This window comes from Bradyrhizobium nitroreducens, from assembly GCF_002776695.1.
GTDB classification, from domain to species: Bacteria; Pseudomonadota; Alphaproteobacteria; order Rhizobiales; family Xanthobacteraceae; genus Bradyrhizobium; species Bradyrhizobium nitroreducens.
Genome location: NZ_LFJC01000003.1, coordinates 107923 through 127939 on the forward strand (window position 1 = coordinate 107923; position 20017 = coordinate 127939).

The window sequence follows — 20017 nt, forward strand, 5'->3', positions numbered from 1 at the left end:
CTCTAGAATTCGCTGCGGACAACGCCCCGCAAAGTATGTCGGTCGTATCCCGGCGCGAACGCGCCCTCATAGGAAGCCTTCAACGATGTCGAGGCTGTGAGATCCCACCGGATCTCCGCGCCGGTGAGCGCCACGGTGCGTGCGCGCTCGACCCCGGTGATCGCGAACGGAATGAAGGGCGCACCTTCGAGCGCCGCCGTCGTGGTTGCGGCGCCGGTGAACTCATGACGCACGGCGACGGTGGCGCCGAACCGGGCCGCGTGGCCGTTCGGCATCGTCATGCGGTGATTGGTGCGCAGGCCTGCCGTGCCATAGCCGACGTCCAGTCTGCCACCTCGCACCAGCTGATTGACGCCAGGGGCGCCGGTTTCGGACAGGCTGCCCTGGCTTGTCGCGTACCAATCGGCCTTGGCGAACGGTTCGGCGGTAAAACCCCATCCGGTCTCGAACGGGCGCGCGATGCCGAGCGATGCGGCGAAGGTGCTCGCCCGGGAGGAAGCGGTCGCCGTTTCGCCGAGGAATGCGATCGTGCGTGAGGAGTCGAGTGCCGCGAAGGAATAGCTGATGGCGGAGGCGAGATTGAAGCCGCCTGCCTCGCCGCGCGCGTAGAAACCGGCATGGCCGGCATTGGCCTCGATACGGTCGGCGCGGCCCGCCACGCGCAATTGGCCGGTCGATGCGCCGATCGCAAGACCCGCCGTGAAGTCCGGCATCTGCCAGAGGTCGACGCCGAGCGCTGCGCCGCCGACGGTCGTGCTCGTTCCAAAAGCGATGCTGCTCGCCGCCACCTTGTCCCAATTGCCGTAACCGCCGAACCAGACGCTCTGCACCGGCGCAGCGCGGCGACCACGCAGCGCCTTGCCGATCGGGTCTGCCGGCGCCTCGGCGTAAGCGGAGGCCGACATGCGCACGCTCTCGCCGCGCGCCTGCGTGCCGGCATTCCACATGAAGCTCTGGAACATGTCGGCCTGATCGGCCGTGAAGCGGCGGCCGTCGGCGTGGACTTGCCCGGCGAGATCGTCGAGGCCAGCCTTGATGCCTGATGTGCCCAGTGCAGCAAGCGTGTTGATCGCGGTGCCGAGCGATCCGGATACGCCGCCGGACTGCGCCTGATCCAGCGCGCCGGCCACCGCCGTCTGGTTAGGCGTCAGGCCGGACAGCGTGCCGAAGCCGCCGATCTGCTGCAGGATGAAGTAGACGTTGTTGGCATCGTAGCTGAGCTGTCCCGAAACCAGCGGGCCGCCCGAGGTCGTCAGCGTCGCGAACGTGCCGCTGACGCCGCCGGTCGCGGTAAGGATGGTGTATTGGGTGTTGGCGAGGAAGCCGGCGCCGAGCGGCACGATCTGCACCGTGCCGCCATTGAGCGTCGCCGTTCCCGTCGCTGCGATCTTGTCGGACTGGCCGCCGGGGTTGATCTCGACCTGAAAGGTCGAGCCCGCGTTGAACGTCACGTTGCCGCTGACATTGAGGGTCCCGATCGAATTGCCGGGGGCGACCATGCCGCCGTTGTTGAGGACGATGCCGCCGACCGTGCCGATGCCACCGAGATAGCCGCCATTGACGGTGACGACCGACGGCAACGTGCCGTTCACGATCAGGCCACCGGCATCCACGCTCGTCGCGCCGGTAAAGGCCGTGGTGCCGGTCAGTGTCCAGACGGAGGTACCGTTCTTCTTCAGCTGCTCGAACTCGTCATATTGCAGCCCGGGGCCGAGATTGCCGAGGTCGAACGAGGCGCTGCCGACGCTGCCGAAGTTCAGCGTGTCGGTACCGCTCCCGCCGCGAACATTCCCGGTGATCGTCGCGCCTGGAGCGAGGCCGAGCAGATCATCGCCCCCATTCAGCTCGATCGCTCCGCTGCCGCCGCCCGAGATGGTGCCGGAGTTGAAGATGGTGTCGCTGCCGGAAGAGCCCTGGATGGCGATGAAGAAGCCGCCCGAAATCGTGCCGCCATTGATGAGCGTATTGCCGCCGGCGATGAATTGCACGCCGGTATGGCCGCCGCCGATCGATCCGGTGTCATAGACGAGGACGGCATTGCCGCTCGACGTCCCGCTGATCCGCAGTCCCGTCGTGTTCCCTCCGGTCCCGACGACCGTTCCGCGAATGTTGACGAGATTGTCGTTCGCATTGTCGATGACGATGGCCGCTTCGGCGTTGCCCGTACCCTCCGCGATCCCGCCGGCCGCGATCGTGACATTGTTGTGGCTCGAGCCGTTGGAGAGCAGAACCGCGCCGCTGTAGGTCGAGGCCGTCGCTTGATTGCTGACGGTGATATGCGAGCCGATGGTGCTGTCGAAAACGACCGCGGGTATGCCGGCGCCCGGCAGGAGCGAGGTCGGCGTGCCGTCGCCGACGTTGAGCGTGACATTGCTGCCGCCGGTGGCGTTGATGTGGTCGGTGTTGCCGAGGCCGGTGCAGGTCGCGACATCGCCCGAATCGAGCGCGCCAATCGTGCCGGTGCCGGCCACATTGCAGGCCGCGAGCGCCGGCTTGGGTATCAGGACCGGGAGGGCGGCGAGCACGAGCGGCGCCAGCGCCGCGGTGACGAGCAGTTTTTGCCGCAGGATGGTGGCCGTTGTGGCGTTCAGCGCAAAGACCCCTATTGCGGTCGGCATCGACGATTCCCCTCATTCCAGCGCAATTGCTAGCGGGAAGGCCGCCGTGCTTCTTGGCGTTATGCGAAATGCCCTATGGCGAAAGGCGCAGGAGAGGGGGTTGCTTTGGCCCTGTTGCTGGGGTGCCACGGACTAAAGCGTCGGCAAGGGTGGCCGGGGTTCCGGCCCCCGTTTTCACATTTTGTTGTTGGTCCAGAACCGGCTCCCGCCTCATTGATTGATCAGAATTCGTGGGAATCGAGAAGGATCGGGATATGCGAACAGAGCGGATTGCGCTGGGTGTCGTGCTCGCGATCGGCGGCATCGTCGCGCCGGGCGCAGCATTCGCCGAGGAATATCGTGGGACCATGGAACAGCAGATGGCCTGCACGCCGGACGTCTGGCGTCTCTGCAGCGACCAGATCCCCGACGTGAGCCGGATCACGGCTTGCCTGCAGCAGAACACGCCGCAGCTCTCGAGCGGCTGTCGTGCCGTGTTCCAGTCCAACAACCAGATGCCGCCGCAGCAGCAGGCCCCACGCAATCGCCCCGCACCGCCGCCGCGCTATAACAATGCGCCGCCTCCGCAGGTGCAGCCGCGTCCGTACGACGATAACGACGATTAGGCCCTGACCAGAGCGCGATCCGGAGAAAAGCGCGGCCGCAGGCGTGACGATGCGGTCGGGCCGCCTCGTTCAGCGTTCTGTCCTGCGGTCCGATTCAGGCCGCTGTCCAAGCACCATCCGCAAGACGACACCGAACAGAATGGCTGCGACCGGCCAATGAAACCAGATCCTGTTGCTGGTGAACAGATTGATCAGGATCAGGAAGGCCGACACCGTGAGGGCCGCGGCAACCGGGCGGGGCAGCCGTGTGAGCCAATCCGAGACGACATTCGTCGGCGATGACGGCGCACGCCTGTCGTCCATCCGGGGAGCATGCGCTCGCTCGAACGGAGTTGCGCTTTCCCCGATCGCGGAGCTCCCTGTCCCGGCAACTTGGCCACCCAGGGTCAACCGGTAACTGGTCAGGGGGGCAATGTTCTTCATCGGGCGTTGGCCGAGACAGTCGAAGCCGACCGACATTTTGTTGTGCACCTGATCGTAGACGGAGCTCGAGATCACGACGCCGCCGGGCTCGGCAAGCTCCTGCAGGCGCGAGGCGATATTGACGCCGTCGCCATAGATATCGGAGCCGTCCACCATCACGTCGCCGAGGTTGATGCCGATGCGAAACTGCATCGGGTTCGCCTGGGGTGTGTCAGCAGCGTGACTTGCGATTTCCTGCTGGATCTCGACCGCGCATTGCACGGCCTCGACGACGCTGGCGAACTCGGCGATCACGGCATCGCCCCAGGTATTGACGATGCGGCCGTCATGGCGCTCGACCAGGCGCGCGATGGCCGTGCGGTAGCGGCGGAGCGTCTCCAGCGTCCCGGCCTCGTCCGCTTCCATGAGGCGCGAATAGCCGTACACGTCGGCGCACAGCACGGTGGTCAGTCGTCGTTTCACCTTCTCGTCGGTCATGGTCGTTATGCTAGCCTCCCTGACCGGCAAATGCACGAGGCATCGTATCCGGCGCCGTCCTACGGCCTGACCTCGCAGACATCGACCCATTCGGCCGAAGTGAGCTCGGCCATGCGATCGGGGGTGATGCGCACCGCGCTGTGGGTCGAGCCCGCGGCCGGCACCACCACGTCGAACGCCTTCAGCGACACGTCGCAATAGACCGGCAGCGGCGCCTTCAGCCCGAACGGGCAGACGCCGCCGACCTCGTGGCCGGTGATGTCGGCGACCTCCTCCAGCCCCAGCATCTTCGGCTTGCCGCCGAACTGCGCCTTGACCTTCTTGTTGTCCATGCGCGAGGTGCCGGCGGCCACGATCAGGATCACGCGTTCGCCGACGCGCAAGCTCAGCGTCTTGGCGATCATTCCGGGCTCGACGCCATAGGCTTCGGCGGCCAGCGGCACGGTCGCCGAACTGATCGGGGATTCGATGACTGATATGTCGGGGGCTTTCTCGGCGAAGAAGGCGCGAACGGATTCCAGGCTCATTCCATGCAGCTCGTGTCAGACTTGCGGGCGGCGATGCCTCAGCAATCCCTGGGTCATCCCTGGATGATCCCTGGCAGCTCGGAGAGCGCGCGGACACGATGATCCGGTGCGAATCCAAGCTCGTCCATCTGGGTGCGGATCGCCTTGAACATGGTCAGCGGTGCCACGAGTTCGGTCTCGACGCAAGCCAGCGCCATGGCCTCCGGCGTCACCCGCTCGATCCAGGCGACGTTCAGCCCGAACGACTTGCCCCCCGCCACGTCCCAGGGATTGGAGGACACGAACAGCACCTCGTCGGGCGCGGTGCCGAGCTCCTCGCCGATCAGCTGATAGGCCGCCGGGCTCGGCTTGAAGATCCTTTTCGCGTCCACGCTGATGGTGGCATCGAGCAGGCGGTCGAGCTTGGTGTTGCGCACCAGCGCATTCAGCATGTCCGGGCTGCCGTTGGAGAGGATGGCGAGCTTTCGCGGCCTCAAGGCGATGAGCGCTGCGGTCGCATCCGGATAGAGATCGAGATGAAGGTACTTCTCGATGACGCGCTCGAATGCGTCCTTCTCGTAGTCGAGCCCGAGCACGCGCAGCGTATAGGCGAGCGAGTCACGCGTGACGACGGCAAAATCCTGGTAGCGTTGCATCAGCGAGCGCAACCAGGTGTATTCGAGCTGCTTGATGCGCCAGACCTGCGTGATGATCTCGCCATAGCCCGGAAACGCATCCTCGGTGACCTCGGCGACCGACTGGATGTCGTAGAGCGTTCCGTAGGCGTCGAAGACGACGGCTTTGATGCTCATGGGTTGTCCTTCCGGGGCTGTCATCGTCAAGCGAACTATAGAGCGTTTTCGAGCGAAGTGGACACCGGTTCGCGCGTCGAAACGGTCGACCGATCCGACGGTGACGCCGATGATGTCGGCGGTCTCCCATTGCAGGCGGGCGAGGTCGGGCTTCGGGCCGAACCCGGTCAAGACGCCGATCTGGATGATCTTGCCGCCGGAAGCGACGGATCGCAGCGATCGTCGTGGGTGCCGGGTCCGCCGAGTTCGAGGATATGGGTCTGAAGTCCTCCTATCTGACTTCTGATCCGGAAGCACTTGCATGTGGCCCGCACCACGGAAGCGGGAGCCGCGGCAAATAGTCGGGGCTCCATTCGCAGACGCTCTCGCGTCCTCCGCCCTTGAGCGCGATCTTCACCGGCTCGGCCTGGCTGACTGCGAAGTGCAGTGTGATCAATGCGGCGCCGATCGGGAAAGTCCAGGGGTGCGCCCAGAGGTCCTTGGCCTGATCCAGCAGCAGCATCCCCGCGATGATGATCAGCGGGTCGGTGAAGACGAAATACTCCAGCTTGAGGCCGCGGCGAACCCCGGCTGCATCGATCGCAATCGCCGCAAGCATGAGGATGGTGGCCTGCACGGCAACCTGACGGGTGCCCTGCCGCCAGGCATAGACAATCCCGGGAATGACCAGCCAGGTGAGGAACACGGTTGGGCGGGGAGAGGAAAACAGCACGAACGTATAGCGTCGAAGGACGCCGAGCAGGCCCGCCAGCAGGAGCACGAAGGGACTTTCGGGATGCCCACCTGCTTGAGGGATCTGGGCATAGCGAAGCATCTGTTCGATCGGGTTGAGCACAATCACTGCGTCCCGCGCATCGTATTGCAGAGAGAGCGCGAGGAGGCCGAGCGAGGCGCCGGCGAAGAGACAGCACATGGCGGCGAGAGTTTCAGGCAGGCTTACCCGCCAGAGCGCAGCGAATGCGGCCATGCTGCCGAGGATCCAGGCCAGGAGAAGGAATTGGTATGTGCCAAATCTCCCCAGCAGAAGCGGATGCAGACCGGCAGCGCTCGCGGCGGCCGGATCGAGCCCTGCGGCGACCAGCGGCCATGCCGCCGCCGTCGCGCCGGCGGCGACCAGGGCGGCCGCGATGGTGGCCAGCCAGGCGCGCGCGCTTGACGTCCAGAAGGCGACGCTCGCAGTCGCGCTCCCTCCGAACGGCAGCAGCAGGGCCGGCAGGGCGGCGATGAGCAGGATGGCCTGAACCTTGTTTTCGAGCCCGGTCACGCAAAGCCAGCCTGCAATCGCAAGTGCGATCGGCCGCAATAGTGTGCCGCGGCGCGCCGCGACGATCAGCAGCATGAGGGCGATCACGCAGAAGCAGGCCGCGATCATCTCGCTGCGCAATATCCGCAAGTGCATCTGCACGCCGCCCGACATCGCGAACGCAACGACCCCGCAGGTTGCAATCCGCCTGTCCGCGACGATGCGTTTTGCCAGGGCGGCGAATCCGAGAACGCAGGCCCCCGCCGTCATCGCCGCCACGATCCGCCCGGCGCGGACGACATTCGTCATCGAAGCGTCGAAGCGGGAGCTGTCCGGGGGAACGGTCGAGAGAGCCCATTCCTGCAAGAGGCCGAGCCGGTGCAGCAGACGAAACCAGAATTCGACCGACAGGATGGTCCAATAGGCCGGATGGTCGAAATAAGCGCGATGGTCCCCGTCGTTGAGCAACAGGGCGCTGTAGACCACCATGAAATCCATGTCGGCATTGCGCCAATAGGCTATGAAATAGCCGCACAGCAGGAACGAGGCGAGGGAAAAGACGAACAGGAAGACCAGTGCTCCCCGCCATCCGAACGGGGTCAGCCGGTCGAGCGGATCCTGGCGCGACGGCCCCGTCTGACCGGTGCTCGCGACCTGCCGCGACAGGTGTGCCAAGGCAGCTCTCACGTGCAACCCGCAAGGTGGATCGTCTTCATCAGACCGCTTTGATCTTGAAGAACGCGAATATCACCATCTTGAGCAGCATCCAGCCGTGGCTGAAGCGCGAGATCTGCGTCTCGCCGTAGTTGCGCGCGGCATAGCGGATCGGAAGGTCGACCGATTTCAGATTGAGCTTGGACGCGCCGAAGATCAGATCGAAGTCGCCGAACGGATCGAAGTCGCCGAAATAGGCTTTCCCCGCCTTGAGGCGTTGATAGTCGGCACGGCGCAGCACCTTGGTGCCGCAGAGCGTGTCGGTGTAGCGCTGATTGAGGAGCCAGGAGAACAGGTAGGAGAAGGTCTTGTTGGCGATCAGATTGAGGAAGCGCATCGCTCCCTCGTCCATCGGATAGACCAGACGGGACCCGTTGATGAACTCGCCCTTGCCCGAGCGCAGGGCCTCGTAGAACTTGCAGAGCTGCTCTGGCGGCATGGTCAGGTCCGCGTCGAGGATCATCAGGACGTCGCCGCGCGCGACGTCGAACGCTGCGAAGACCGCATCGGCCTTTCCCTTGCCGGGCTGCTTCATCGTCTTGAGGTCGAGCCCGTCGAATGTCCGCTTGACCCGCTCCATCTCCTCGAAGGTGCCGTCGCTGCTGTGTCCCTCGACGAAAATGATCTCGATGTCGGCGCAGAAGCCGGCGATGCGCCGCACGGCCGGCTCGATGTTGCCGCGCTCGTTCCGCGCCGGGATCACGATCGTCACGGACGAAATGTCGTCGTGCGCACAGCGCATCGAACGGGCGACGAGATAATGTCGCAGCGACAGTGCGCGCAGGCCGGGCAGCACGCTGACGTAGCGATTGACGAAGCGTCCGATCCCGAGCAGCGCTGCAGGCAGGAGCACACGCTGCTCGGATTTGACCGGATCGAAGTCGGCCAGCGACACCAGATTGCGCAAGTCCGCCGGCGAGAGCACGTTCTGATCGGGATGCGGCATGCGCATGCCGAGCGTCTCGGCCAGTTTCAGGATCGGATACCAGAGATGCGAGAAATATCCGAAGACGACCCGCGTGTTCCGCGTGCACAGCGGGTGCAGGTTCTCGATGAAGCTCTGGCAGTCGTCCAGTGAGCCGATCGTGTCGAGAACGAGAATGAAATCGAAAGGACCCTCGAGGGCGGCGTAGGTGGCGGGGTCTTCGGCGTCGGCCTCGACGAAGGTGAGGTCCGGATGACGGCCCTTGGCGATCTCGATCTGTGCCGCGCTGAAATCGATACCGACGCCGTGGGACGGGGCGAGTGAGGCGAGCGTATCGCCGATGCCGCATCCGATCTCGAGCACCCGGCGTCCCGGTGGTATCAGAAACCGCAGGTAGCGTTCGTCCTCGTCGTGAAAGAAGGCAGCCTTGTCCCGCCAGCGGATGCGAGAGGCAGCAAACCGGTTGGCATGATCCTGCAGCAAGGCCTTGCGGGACAATGCGAGACGGACTGATGCTGCAGTCGAATCGGCAGGGCAACTGCACGGAAGCGCTGCGTCGCGCTCAGGCAATTCTGAGCTGAGATATGCCATGAAATACCACCAACACCCCTAAAGGTTGCATGATGGCAGAACAGCGGCTGGCATGGCCAGACGAATCTCGCGCGGCGACGTCAACCGCCGCGCAGTGCAATATGGTCAGCGGTGCCTGGGTGAGGCTAAAGCCTTTACATCGCCGCGAGACGCGCCCGCCTTCGTCAGATTCCCAGAATCTTCCTTGCGTTGGCCTTCAGCACCTTCGGCCGGATCTCGTCGCGGATCTCGATCTTGGCGAAGTCCGACAGCCAGCGGTCCGGCGTGATCACCGGCCAGTCCGAGCCGAACAGCATCTTGTCCTGCAGGATCGAGTTGATGTAGCGCACCAGGATCGGCGGGAAATATTTCGGCGACCAGCCCGAGAGATCGATGTAGACGTTCGGCTTGTGGGTCGCGACCGACAGCGCCTCTTCCTGCCAGGGGAAGGAGGGATGGGCGAGGATGATCTTGAGGTCGGGGAAATCGGCCGCGACGTCGTCCATGTACATCGGGTTGGAATATTTCAGCCGCATCCCCATGCCGCCGGGCATGCCCGAGCCGACGCCGGTCTGGCCGGTGTGGAACAGCGCGATCGCGCCGCCATTGTTGATCTCTTCATAGAGCGGATAGGCCATGCGGTCGTTGGCGTAGAAGCCCTGCATGGTCGGGTGGAATTTGAAGCCGCGCACGCCGTATTCCTCGATTAGCTTGCGCGCCTCGCGGGCGCCCAGCTTGCCCTTGTGCGGGTCGATCGAGGCGAAGGGGATGAGGACGTCGAGATGATCGGAGGCGGCCTCGATCATCTCGTAATTGTTGTAGCGGCGGAAGCCGGTCTCGCGCTCGGCGTCGACCGGGAAGATCACGGCGGCGATGTTCTTGGAGCGGTAGTAGGCCGCGGTCTCCGGCACGGTCGGCGGATGCTTGTTGGGCGACTTGAAGTATTCGGCCATCTGCGCCTGGAAATCGTCATAGCCGTCGTCGGGGTGGCAGCCGCAGGGCTCCTCGGCATGGGTGTGGATGTCGATGGCGACGACTTTGTCGATATCAGGCAGCTTCAGCTTCGGCATGGGTGTCCTCCCGACGGGTTGCCGAATTGATTATATGATATAACGAACTTGGCAAGGCGTCGTCGAAACAAGGCGTCCTCGAAAGGTCCTGATTTCCCTTGGGATAAATCGGGCCGATCCGGCCGCTTTGACTGTGCATGGGGTTGTTTTCGCGAATTTGCCGGTTCGGAAGCGGGCAGTTAACATTGACATGACCTCCCGCCATGCCTTAAGAACCGCCCCGTCCCGGGCGGTCGTCCGCCGGCGGGAAAAATCTCATTTTGCCACATTCGCGCGTGCCGCAACGGTAGTGCCGAACACGGCCTTTCGAACGTTCAGGATTCCGCCATGAAGGTCCGTAACTCGCTGAAATCGCTGCGCGGTCGCCATCGCGCCAACCGCCTGGTCCGCCGCAAGGGCCGGGTCTATGTGATCAACAAGGTGCAGCGCCGCTTCAAGGCTCGCCAGGGCTGATAACAGGGCTGATAAGCCCTGCCGGACGCCTCTCGCGCGCCCCGCAAGACCACGGCTCACACGAGTTTGACGCCGCCTTTGCTTTGCAAGGGCGGCTTTGCGCGTTTAGACTTTGCCCATGGCAGTGAGATTCCCTCATCCGCGCACTTTGTGTCTGGCGGTCGTGCTGGCAGCCACGGCTCTGGCTCCGGCAGCCGCGCAGCAGGTCGAGCCGCCCGGCAAGCAGAAGAAGCTCCCCGAGGCGCCGGCCAAGCTGCCCAAGGTCGATCGCAACAAGAATCTCGATTTCCTGTTCGGCGCGCTGAAGGCGGCGCCCGACGAGGCCAGTGCCAAGCATGTCGAGGCGCGGATCTGGGCGATCTGGCTGCAGACCCCGAGCGACACCGCGGCGCTTCTGATGGCACGCGCCAAGACCGCGGTCGATGCCAAGAAGATCGAGGTCGCGATCAAGCTCCTGGATTCAGTCATCAAGCTCCGGCCCGACTACATCGAGGCCTGGAACCGGCGCGCCACGCTCTACTACATGCAGAACGATTACGGCCGGTCGCTCGCGGATATCCAGCAGGTGCTGATCCGGGAGCCGCGCCATTTCGGCGCGCTCGCGGGCCTCGGCATGATCATGCAGGAGGTCGGCGACGAAAAGCGCGCGCTGGAGGCCTATCGCAAGGCGCTCGCCGTCAATCCGCACCTCGAGAAGATCCCCGACCAGGTCAAGGCGCTGACCGAGAAGGTCGAAGGTCGCGACATCTAGCGGACAACTCGATCAGCTTTCGAGCGATTGCAGCCCGCGCGGATTAACCACGATCGGAACCGCGGCATCGTGAGGACTATTGCCGGCGCCGCTGCGAGCCTACCTGCATGGCAGGAGCGAAAGCCATGAAGCGTTTGATTCTTGCAGGGTGCTTGCTGCTCGCGTCGGGGACGCTGAGCCTCGCCGACGGACTGTTCTGGGTGGTCGGCAACCGCGCCACCGGAAAATGCAACATCGTGACCAGCAACCCGGTCATCATCGGCGATATCTGGTTCGGCGACGGTCCCTATAAGTCGAGGGCCGATGCCAAGCTTGCCCGTTCGACGATCCGCGCCTGTCCCGCGCTCACGCCGGACGAGGAAAAGGACGAAGACGGGACGAACTAGCCGCGCTCAATGCAGGACGCTGCCACCGCGCTCGATCAGGCCGCGGTCGGCGGCTGCGGCGTAAGCCTTCGCCAGCTCCGCCTCGAGATGCTCGTTGATCAGCAGCAGCGCCCGCACGGCACCGCGCAGGTCGCCGTTGCAGCTCGCGACGATCTCGTCGATTGCAGTGTCGTTCGATCTGAAGCTCATCGAAAATCCTCCGGTTCAAACCAGGACAAGTTCTGCCGGTCTTTCCCCAGCCCCTGAGGTTGCGAGGAGGATCGGCGCCCACCCGCGCCTAGATGGCGGAACCGACCATGGCGATTATATGGAAGCCGCGATGACGGCCGCATGAAGCTGTCGGGGGCTTGCGCGCCCGTGTGGAATAATGTTGATTCCATTGGGTTTTTACGTTCCGCAATTGTGCACATATCCACAGCCCCGGCGTTTTCAGTGGAAGACGCAAGAGCCGGTGGAACGAAACTGCCGCCCATAAGGTCCGTAACTGCCCTGTGCCCAGGATCTCCCGGATTCTCTCAATGATCGTGATGTCAGTCGTGACGGCGCTGGTTCTGCTGGCGCTGGTCACGCAGGCCGGAATCGTCGCCGTGCAACGCGCCTTTCCACCGCAAGGCGAGATGGTCGAGGTCGACGGCGCGACGCTGCACGTCGTCGACATCGGCCCGCGCGATAAGGCCTTGCCGATCGTGATGCTGCACGGCGCGAGCTCCAATCTCGAAGCGATGCGGCGCCCGCTCGGCGACATGCTCGCCAGGGATCATCGCGTCATCCTGGTCGATCGTCCCGGTCATGGCTGGAGCACGCGGGCGCGGCGCCAGGATTCGACGCCGCAGATCCAGGCGCGGATGATCGACGAGGCGCTTCATAAGCTCGGCATCGAGCGCGCGGTCTTCGTCGTGCATTCCTGGAGCGGCGCGCTCGGCGCGCGGCTTGCGCTCGATCATCCCGGCCGCGTCGCCGGCCTCGTCATGCTCGCGCCCGTCACCCATCCCTGGCGCGGCGGCGTCGGCCGTTACAACGAGATCATCGCGACGCCGGTGATCGGCCCGCTGCTCGCCTACACCATCACCCTGCCGCTCGGCTATTTCGTCGCTGAGGCCGGCGCGCGCAACGTGTTCCTGCCACAGACGATGCCCGATGGTTTCGTGCAGGATTCCGCGACGCCGCTGCTGCTGCGTCCGCGCGAGTTCATCGCCAATGCCTATGATCTGGTGACGCTGAAGGAGGCGGTCGCGGCGCAAGCTCCGCGCTATGGCGAGATCAAGGCCCCGGTCACGATCATCGCCGGCGAGCCCGACAAGACGGTGAGGACCAGCATCCACGCCCGCCCATTCGCGGCCCTGGTGCCCAATACGAAGCTGATCGTGCTGCCCGATCTCGGCCACATGGTGCAGAACGCCGTGCCGGATCGCGTCAAGGCGGAGATCGAGGCGATGATCGGGAGAATCGTCCCGGCACAGGCGGCGGCTGATGAGAGCGGAATTCTCCCGTAGCCCGGATGGAGCTTCCGCCGTCGCTCGCAGAGCGAAGGCGGACGCGTAACCGGGACCGCTCGCCCGGCATCTTGCACCGTCCCGGATTGCGCTGCGCTCCATCCGGGCTACGGACTGCGCCTGTGTCGGCCTCTGTCAATCCACGCGCGCAAAAATATTCCACTTTACCGAAATTCGGTTTTTGCGTATGTGCCACCCATCCCGGCTCACCCAAGAGGGGCGACTTGTGGTCGTCTTGTTCGCGAGCCGGGGTTGCGGTGGACGCGGCAGCGTCGGCATGAGAGGTGCGGGCAGGGCGGGTAGTCCCTGTGAGCCCGTAACCGCGTGCGGACGACGGCGCTGCTAGGCTTCGTCTCGTCTGTAAGTTTCCGGCTTCGTCGACAGGGCCGGGAATACTGCGGCGACATGGCGGGCCGTGCGTACGGCAAAACCGTGTGGTCCTGGCCGTCGTTGCCACGGTCAAGTTCTGCGAAGGTGCGAGCGAGCCCAACCGGGCAGACTGCATCGTCCAAATTCGCAGGGCGAGGGAGGCCAAAAGGAATGGTCGGCTCCCGGGAGATCACGGCATAAGCCGTCCAGCCACTGCGCAGGGAAGGCCGAGTGATCGGCACCACCTGTATGCTGCTGTGCGGTTCTTCCTGCGTGCATCATTCGCGCAGCGGACCGCGGGTGCCAGCCGGCACCCGGTCTTCCCTGCGCCCTCTTGGATTTGAGGGTGGAGTAATGAAGCAAAGCTCGGGCGAAACGCGCCGCGAGAACGAGAAGCCATGTCTGCAAACGAAATGCGAGTTGGAGAGTGCGCAGCCGAAACTCGCTCCGTTATTGCGAGCGCGGCGAAGCAATCCAGAATCCCTCCGCGAAGGGATTCTGGATTGCTTCGTCGCATCAACGCAAAATTGCTCCGCAATTTTGTCGCGAGCTCCTCGCAATGACGTGGAGAGAGCGTGCGCCACACTCCGCGCTCGTGCCCCGGACGCGGCGCATCACGAAGTGGTGCGCTGCAGAGCCGGGGCCCATGTCTCCGCATTGTACCGTCTCGCCTTCTGGGTCCCGGCTCTGCGCAGCAGCGTTGCACCCTGCAGCGCGTCCGGGACACACGCGCCTCATTGACCGCGCCTGACCCCCGCATCACCTTCCGCAACCTCCGGCGCCATCGCCGCCCAGGCACTGGACGCAAACTGCCGGCGCCAGGTCACGACCACCACGGCCGCGGTGGTCACGAACAGCACCCAGGGGCTGACGAACCAGCCGAGATAGCCGAGTGCGAAGAAGAAGGCGCGCTGCCCGCGGTTGAAATGGCGGCCGGCGGATTCGAACAGGCGCGAGGTGCGGATGACGTGGGCTTCGGCTTCCGGCGTGTCGCGCTGGGAGGCCGGCGGCATGCCGCCGAACAGGATCGCCACGTAGTTGAACAGGCGATAGGCCCAGGCGAATTTGAAGAAGGCGTAGACGCAGATCAGCACGAGGCCGACGCATTTCAGCTCCCACATCGCCGGAGAGGTGCTGAGGTCGATCGGCAGCTTGCTCAGGATGGTGATGGCGTCGTTGGTTGCGTGCAGCAGCGCCAGCGCGCCGCCGAGCGCGAACAGGCTTGTGGAGGCGAAGAAGGCGGTGCCGTTCTGGAGCGAGGCCATGATCTGCATGTCGACCATGCGGGTATCGCGGTCGAGCAGGCGGCGCACCCAGACCTCGCGATAACGATTCATGCGCGCCGACAGGCTGTCGCGGCCATAGGCCGAATGCTCCAGTGTCAGGGCATAGACCAGCCATTCGACGATGAAGAAGCCGACTGCGGTGATGTCGACCCAATGCCTGCTCATCTCTCTCTCCTCGGAAGCCGCCACGATTGCCACGCATGGCAGCATGCGGCAACGATTGATTGGCGGCAGGCGATGGCGTTAAAAGCGGCTCGCTTCAAAGCGTCTCGGGAAGGATGGATGACATGGCTGCGCTGAAACTCGCGATCGGCAACAAGAACTACTCGTCATGGTCGATGCGCCCCTGGCTCGCGCTTCGCGCCAACGACATCCCGTTCGTGGAGACGCTGATCCCGCTCTACACCGACAATCCCGCCGACAAGGAGCAGATCCTGTCCTTCAGCCGCGCCGGCAAGGTGCCGGTGCTGGTCGACGGCGACGTCACGGTGTGGGATTCGCTCGCGATCATCGAATACATCGCCGAGCGCTATCCGGAAGTGAAGCTGTGGCCCGACGACGTCGCCGCGCGCGCGCATGCCCGGTCGGTGTGCGCCGAGATGCATTCCGGCTTCGTGGCGCTGCGCAGCGAATGCGGCATGAATCTGCATCGGCCCGTACGTGCCATCGCGCTGTCGGCGGACGCCAAGGCCAACGTCGCGCGCATCGAGGAGATCTGGCGCGAGTGCCGCACCCGATACGGGGCGAAGGGGCCGTTCCTGTTCGGCCGCTTCGGCGCGGCAGACGCCATGTACGCGCCGGTCGTGCACCGCTTGCGCACCTACGCGATCGACGTCGCGCCGGACACCAAGGCCTACATGGAGACGATGATGGCGCTGCCGGCGTTCCAGGAATGGACCCGCGACGGGCTGGCCGAAACGCTCGTCATCGCCAAGTTCGAGGACGCCTGATCGCGAGGGGCCGACCGGGGCGGCTGGCTGCGTGTCGGCCGTCGGCGCTCACGCTGCGGAACCTGATGGCCCCGCGGAACCTCCGGGGGCTGCGACCTGCCTGCGACACTGTGCGGGAATGCGCCACGCCGACGGTATCATCGGCCCGCTAGTTCCGCCTCTATCATTCTGAAAAGACTGCAAAATTTACGCGTTTGCCATGCTGGTATGGCGCTGGCCAAAACGGCGGGGCGCGTGCTATACAACAGCCCGGGTTTCCGGCCGGCCATCGCAGTGGGGACACTGGGCGAGGCAGGCGCTGTTTGAGTAATGGAGAGGGTGTTGAAGCACAAATTCCCGATTGGAACGCGCGTATTGTTCACGGCCAGCAACGTTGCGCGCCCCGCTGCCAGCGGCTCGTATGAGGTCATCCGTCTGCTGCCGACCGATGGCGACGACTGCCAGTACCGGATCAAGAGCTCGACCGAAGCTTTCGAGCGCGTCGCCAAGGAAAGCCAACTCGCGCTCTCGTGACGCCGGCTCGTGCTCTCGAAGGCTGACGGTGCCAGCGCATTGGTGCCATCAGGGAATTGCGTCCTGCCGCCGTCAAAAGGCCCGCTTCGCCTTCGCAAGGTGAGGTCGGGGCAGTTGCCGACTAGCGGTGCTCGCTTGACCATTCGCTCTCTGCTCGCGTGAGGGGACGTCGCGCATGAACTGGGCATGGGCCACTTCGCTCGACCAAATCTGGCGCTCGCCGGCCTTTCCGATGTGGATGACGCTGGCCGCCGCCGGATTCTTCGGACTGATTCTGCTGATCACGCTGCTGCGCGCCGAGAGATCGGTCGCCAACGGCGCGCTCACGGTGATTACGCTGCTGTCCATCGCGATCGCCGGCGCCGCCACCGTGCGCGTCTATGGACCGCTGCTGCAGGACGCGCCGACCGAGGCGCGCGCGCAAGGTGCGGTCATCGCAAGCCTGCCGGCGCTGTCCTGCCTCGATGATTTCGCCGGCGATGCGGTCGCCATCGGCTGCGAGAAGGCGCTGTTCGGTTCGCCCGATGCCGCGGCCGCGGCCGTGTCCTACACCGCCGTCCGGATCGACCGGCTGACGGCGCTCGGTGATGCCGCGACGGCGGAGAAGAACCTGACGGCGGACATGAAGGCGCTGCGCAGGGCGCTGGAGCACGACCGCTACGGTCTCGTGGCGCAGGTGCTGGTGGCGCGCGACGGCTGCACCCAGTTCGACTGCGCCGCGTTCCGCTCGCTGACCGACCAGCAGCAGGTCGCTGCCAACATGGATTCGCATCTCTACGACCAGCTGGTCGCGCGCCATGCGCCGACCTGGAATGCGCCCGCATCCGCGATGGCGGCCGCACCGGCGGCGCTGCCACCGACCGCGGCGCTTGCGGGGCTGCCGCCCTCGATGCCGACGGGCAAGCCGACCAATGCGGAGTTCCCGAGCGCCGCGTCGACGCCGCCGGTGAGCATCATGAATCCCGAGCCCACGGCGACGACGCGGCAGGCGGCGCCTGCCGCCAACGCACCGGCAGCGCCGCGCGTGCCGGCGGCTGCCTCGGCCCAGGCGGCGGCGACCGCGGCACCACCGGCCGCGAAGAAGCCGCCGGCGCCGAAGGCCGCGCGCGCGCCCGCCGCACCGGTTCCGCTGGCGCCCCCGCCGGCGTCGGTGGCCGCTCCGGCGGCTGCGGATAACGAGTAGATCGGCATTCCAAATGCGGAGCTGCCCGGCTAATGCTTGGGCATGCCGCTACACCTGATCAAGCTCGCCGTCGGTTGCGACTCCGTCAAGGAATTGAAGGAGTGGGTGGCCGAGCGGATGCAGACCGCCAAGAAGAAAGGTCTGCCGCAACATCACATCCACATCACCCGCATGGTCCCCAAGCGCGACGCCGAGATCCTCGCGGGCGGGTCGCTCTATTGGGTGATCAAGGGCGAGATCGCCGCGCGGGAAAAGATCATCGGCATCGAGCCGTTCCGCGACAAGGACGGCATCGGGCGCTGCCGCATCGTGATGCAGCCGAAGGTGATCTCGGTGTCGCCGCGGCCGATGCGGCCGTTCCAGGGCTGGCGCTATCTCACCGAGGATTCCGTGCCGCCGGATCTCGGCAAGTCCGCCGCCGGCTCGATCGCGGCCATGCCGGAGCCGATGCGGCGCGAATTGCGCGATCTCGGGCTGCTCTAAACTCCGATATTGTCGATCAGGCGGGTGCTGCCGAGCTTGGCTGCGACCAGGATCCGCAACGGGCCGTCCTTGCGCGAGGTGACCGGCGCCAGCGTCTCGGCGTGGCGGACCTCGTAATAGTCGAGGGCAAAGCCCGCCGCCTTGATCATCTCGGCGCCGCCGGCCATCGCAGGGGCGATGGCATCGCCGGCCTTGATCCGCTGCGCGCTCTCCCTCATGGCGCGGTAGAGGGTGGGGGCGGTCTGCCGCTCCTCGGGCGACAGGTAGACGTTGCGCGAGGACATCGCGAGCCCGTCGCGTTCGCGCACGGTGCGCGAACCGATCACCTTGACGCCGAGGTCGAGGTCGCGCGCCATCTGGGTCACCACCCGCAGCTGCTGAAAGTCCTTTTCGCCGAAGATCGCAACGTCCGGCCGGCATTGGGTGAACAGCTTGCCGACCACGGTGGCGACGCCGCCGAAGAAATGGGGGCGGAAGCGGTCCTCGAGGCCGGCCAGCGCCGGCCCCTCCGGCACGATGCGGGTGGCAAAGCCGTCGGGATACATGGCCTTCACCTCCGGATGCCAGACGATGTCGACGTCCTCGGCGGCGAGCTTGGCGATGTCGGCCTTCCAGGTGCGCGGATAGGCGCCAAAATCCTCGGTCGGGGCGAACTGGGTCGGGTTGACGAAAATCGAGACCACGACGCGGCTGGCGCGCCGCTTGGCGAGGCGGACGAGAGACACATGTCCGTCATGGAGGGCCCCCATGGTCGGGACCATCGCGATCGTGGCCTTTCGCTTGCGAAGATTGTCGACGGCGCGGCGCAAGGCCGGGACCGTGCGGGCGATCAGGGGGCTTGATGACATCAGGACTCGACAGGGTTTTGGAATCGGCGCGGCGTGATCCGGCGCCCGGGGCGGCTAACCTTAACAAGCGGCGGGCATGGACGCCATGCATGGGGATGCGGCACAGCATCCCGCGCAAGGCCGCACGACAGCGCGACATTGTGGGCTGGATCACAGACGAAGATTGGTGCCGCGATTCATGATGAAGAACGGCGCAGTGCGATTTGCATTTCCTGTCACGCATTTCACTTGACCGCAGACGCGGCCAACTCGAAGATATTCATTAGGGGTGTTGAGGATCGCCATGCTTGTGCAGGCTAGCCAAGGCCAATCCGGCTCGGCGCATGTGGTCGTGCTCGGCAACGAGAAGGGCGGCTCCGGCAAATCGACCACCGCCTTGCACATCGCGGTCGCGCTCCTGAAGGCCGGCCAGCGCGTCGCCACCATCGACCTCGACTGCCGCCAGCAGAGCTTCACCCACTATATCAACAACCGTTCCGCCTGGGCCCGCCGCACCAAGCTCGACCTCGAGCTGCCGGTGCATCGCTGCATCAAGCTCGGCGAGACCATGCAGATTGCAGAGAACGAGAATTCCGAGTTCCAGCAGTTCATGGAAGCGGTCTCGGCGGTCGAGAGCAGCTTCGACTTCATCGTGATCGATACGCCCGGCACCGACAGCTATCTGATGCGCCTCGCGCACTCGATGGCGGACACGCTGGTGACGCCGATCAACGACAGCTTCCTGGATTTCGACGTGCTCGGCACCGTCGATCCCGCCAACTACGCGGTGACGGGCGAGAGCCATTACGCCGAGATGGTGCGCGACGTCCGCCGCAAGCGCCGCCAGCTCGACGGGGCGACCACCGACTGGATCGTGGTGCGCAACCGCCTGTCGATGCTCGGCTCGCGCAACAAGCAGCTGGTCGCCGAAGGGCTGAAGGATCTGTCGCTGCGGCTCGGCTTCCGCTACGTCGACGGCTTCGCCGAACGCGTCGTCTATCGCGAGTTTTTCCCGCGCGGCCTGACCGCCCTCGACGAGATCGACGAGGCCACGCTCGGCATGCGGCCCAATCTCGGCCACCTCACCGCGCGGGAGGAGGTGACGAGCCTGCTCCGCCAGCTCAAGCTGCCGCTCGACGAGCGCGGCCGTCGCCGCGCCGCCAACCGGGCCGAGTGGTTCAACCAGGTCGACAAGCCGCTCGAAGTCCACGACATCTTGGGCGCCTGAAGCGGTATAGCGCTACTTCCGATCGATCCGGGCGGCGGGTTCCCAAGGGAACGCCGGCGGCCTTCGGCCGTTTTCATCCTACGTTTACTGCGAAATTGAACCCAATCGAGACCGGTTGCGTCGGATGGTGAG

The 20017-nt window shown here is 65.1% G+C and carries 20 protein-coding genes; 10 read left to right on the forward strand and 10 right to left on the reverse strand.

What is annotated here, in order from left to right; translation table 11 throughout:
- Nucleotides 1–2: 2 nt before the first annotated feature.
- Entirely contained in the window at nucleotides 3–2618 is a 2616-nt protein-coding gene (locus TSA1_RS00510) for an autotransporter outer membrane beta-barrel domain-containing protein (protein WP_100174631.1), read from the reverse strand.
- Nucleotides 2619–2872: 254 nt separating this feature from the next.
- On the opposite strand from TSA1_RS00510, the gene TSA1_RS00515 reads away from it, so the two are divergent.
- Nucleotides 2873–3223 (forward strand): hypothetical protein, encoded by a 351-nt coding sequence (locus TSA1_RS00515; protein WP_100174632.1) that lies wholly within the window; start codon nucleotides 2873–2875, stop codon nucleotides 3221–3223.
- 69 nt (nucleotides 3224–3292) lie between these two features.
- On the opposite strand, the gene TSA1_RS00520 is transcribed toward TSA1_RS00515, so the two are convergent.
- The 6 genes from TSA1_RS00520 to TSA1_RS00545 all read right to left on the reverse strand — a co-directional run bounded on the left by TSA1_RS00520 (nucleotide 3293) and on the right by TSA1_RS00545 (nucleotide 9963).
- Nucleotides 3293–4123: an adenylate/guanylate cyclase domain-containing protein gene (locus TSA1_RS00520; RefSeq protein ID WP_100174633.1), complete on the reverse strand. Its 831-nt coding sequence runs from the start codon at nucleotides 4121–4123 to the stop codon at nucleotides 3293–3295.
- Between the two features lie 59 nt (nucleotides 4124–4182).
- The gene (locus tag TSA1_RS00525; RefSeq protein WP_100174634.1) at nucleotides 4183–4650 is read right to left on the reverse strand and encodes a YbaK/EbsC family protein; all 468 of its coding nucleotides are present in this window, start codon (nucleotides 4648–4650) and stop codon (nucleotides 4183–4185) included.
- Nucleotides 4651–4703: 53 nt separating this feature from the next.
- The gene (locus TSA1_RS00530; RefSeq protein WP_100174635.1) at nucleotides 4704–5441 is read right to left on the reverse strand and encodes a haloacid dehalogenase type II; all 738 of its coding nucleotides are present in this window, start codon (nucleotides 5439–5441) and stop codon (nucleotides 4704–4706) included.
- Between the two features lie 271 nt (nucleotides 5442–5712).
- Complete coding sequence (locus TSA1_RS00535) at nucleotides 5713–7350, reverse strand: hypothetical protein (protein ID WP_100180898.1); 1638 nt, start codon at nucleotides 7348–7350, stop codon at nucleotides 5713–5715.
- Between the two features lie 49 nt (nucleotides 7351–7399).
- Nucleotides 7400–8914, reverse strand: coding sequence for a bifunctional class I SAM-dependent methyltransferase/glycosyltransferase family 2 protein (locus TSA1_RS00540; protein WP_100174636.1), 1515 nt, complete (start codon nucleotides 8912–8914; stop codon nucleotides 7400–7402).
- Nucleotides 8915–9078: 164 nt separating this feature from the next.
- Nucleotides 9079–9963 (reverse strand): amidohydrolase family protein, encoded by an 885-nt coding sequence (locus TSA1_RS00545; protein WP_100174637.1) that lies wholly within the window; start codon nucleotides 9961–9963, stop codon nucleotides 9079–9081.
- A 327-nt stretch (nucleotides 9964–10290) separates the two neighbouring features.
- Here TSA1_RS00545 and ykgO point away from each other — a divergent pair, with 327 nt between their 5' ends.
- The 3 genes from ykgO (at nucleotide 10291) to TSA1_RS00560 (ending at nucleotide 11553) form a co-directional block, all read left to right on the forward strand.
- The gene (gene ykgO / locus TSA1_RS00550; protein WP_006611362.1) at nucleotides 10291–10416 is read left to right on the forward strand and encodes a type B 50S ribosomal protein L36; all 126 of its coding nucleotides are present in this window, start codon (nucleotides 10291–10293) and stop codon (nucleotides 10414–10416) included.
- A 118-nt stretch (nucleotides 10417–10534) separates the two neighbouring features.
- Nucleotides 10535–11167, forward strand: coding sequence for a tetratricopeptide repeat protein (locus tag TSA1_RS00555; protein WP_100174638.1), 633 nt, complete (start codon nucleotides 10535–10537; stop codon nucleotides 11165–11167).
- Nucleotides 11168–11292: 125 nt separating this feature from the next.
- The gene (locus TSA1_RS00560) at nucleotides 11293–11553 is read left to right on the forward strand and encodes a hypothetical protein (RefSeq protein WP_100180899.1); all 261 of its coding nucleotides are present in this window, start codon (nucleotides 11293–11295) and stop codon (nucleotides 11551–11553) included.
- A gap of 6 nt (nucleotides 11554–11559) precedes the next feature.
- On the opposite strand, the gene TSA1_RS00565 is transcribed toward TSA1_RS00560, so the two are convergent.
- The gene (locus tag TSA1_RS00565) at nucleotides 11560–11742 is read right to left on the reverse strand and encodes a hypothetical protein (protein ID WP_100174639.1); all 183 of its coding nucleotides are present in this window, start codon (nucleotides 11740–11742) and stop codon (nucleotides 11560–11562) included.
- 329 nt (nucleotides 11743–12071) lie between these two features.
- Between TSA1_RS00565 and TSA1_RS00570 the strand changes: the two genes are divergently transcribed.
- Entirely contained in the window at nucleotides 12072–13046 is a 975-nt protein-coding gene (locus TSA1_RS00570) for an alpha/beta fold hydrolase (protein WP_174718677.1), read from the forward strand.
- A 1103-nt stretch (nucleotides 13047–14149) separates the two neighbouring features.
- Here the strand turns inward: TSA1_RS00570 and TSA1_RS00580 are convergent.
- Nucleotides 14150–14866: a DUF599 domain-containing protein gene (locus TSA1_RS00580; RefSeq protein WP_100174641.1), complete on the reverse strand. Its 717-nt coding sequence runs from the start codon at nucleotides 14864–14866 to the stop codon at nucleotides 14150–14152.
- A gap of 122 nt (nucleotides 14867–14988) precedes the next feature.
- Between TSA1_RS00580 and TSA1_RS00585 the strand changes: the two genes are divergently transcribed.
- The 4 genes from TSA1_RS00585 (at nucleotide 14989) to TSA1_RS00600 (ending at nucleotide 17830) form a co-directional block, all read left to right on the forward strand.
- A complete protein-coding gene (locus TSA1_RS00585; RefSeq protein ID WP_100180900.1) occupies nucleotides 14989–15651 on the forward strand; it encodes a glutathione S-transferase family protein in 663 nt (220 codons plus the stop codon).
- 309 nt (nucleotides 15652–15960) lie between these two features.
- Nucleotides 15961–16164, forward strand: a complete 204-nt coding sequence (locus tag TSA1_RS00590) for a hypothetical protein (protein ID WP_018321158.1) — start codon at nucleotides 15961–15963, stop codon at nucleotides 16162–16164.
- A 175-nt stretch (nucleotides 16165–16339) separates the two neighbouring features.
- Nucleotides 16340–17347 carry a hypothetical protein gene (locus tag TSA1_RS00595; RefSeq protein ID WP_100174642.1) on the forward strand — a complete coding sequence of 336 codons (1008 nt, stop codon included), beginning with the start codon at nucleotides 16340–16342 and terminating at the stop codon, nucleotides 17345–17347.
- Between the two features lie 42 nt (nucleotides 17348–17389).
- Complete coding sequence (locus TSA1_RS00600) at nucleotides 17390–17830, forward strand: DUF1489 family protein (RefSeq protein ID WP_100174643.1); 441 nt, start codon at nucleotides 17390–17392, stop codon at nucleotides 17828–17830.
- On the opposite strand, the gene panC is transcribed toward TSA1_RS00600, so the two are convergent.
- Nucleotides 17827–18678, reverse strand: a complete 852-nt coding sequence (gene panC / locus TSA1_RS00605) for a pantoate--beta-alanine ligase (protein ID WP_100174644.1) — start codon at nucleotides 18676–18678, stop codon at nucleotides 17827–17829. The two genes, TSA1_RS00600 and panC, sit on opposite strands and share 4 nt — an antisense overlap.
- Before the next feature lie 283 nt (nucleotides 18679–18961).
- Here panC and TSA1_RS00610 point away from each other — a divergent pair, with 283 nt between their 5' ends.
- Nucleotides 18962–19885 carry a division plane positioning ATPase MipZ gene (locus tag TSA1_RS00610; RefSeq protein ID WP_100174645.1) on the forward strand — a complete coding sequence of 308 codons (924 nt, stop codon included), beginning with the start codon at nucleotides 18962–18964 and terminating at the stop codon, nucleotides 19883–19885.
- Nucleotides 19886–20017 lie beyond the last annotated feature (132 nt).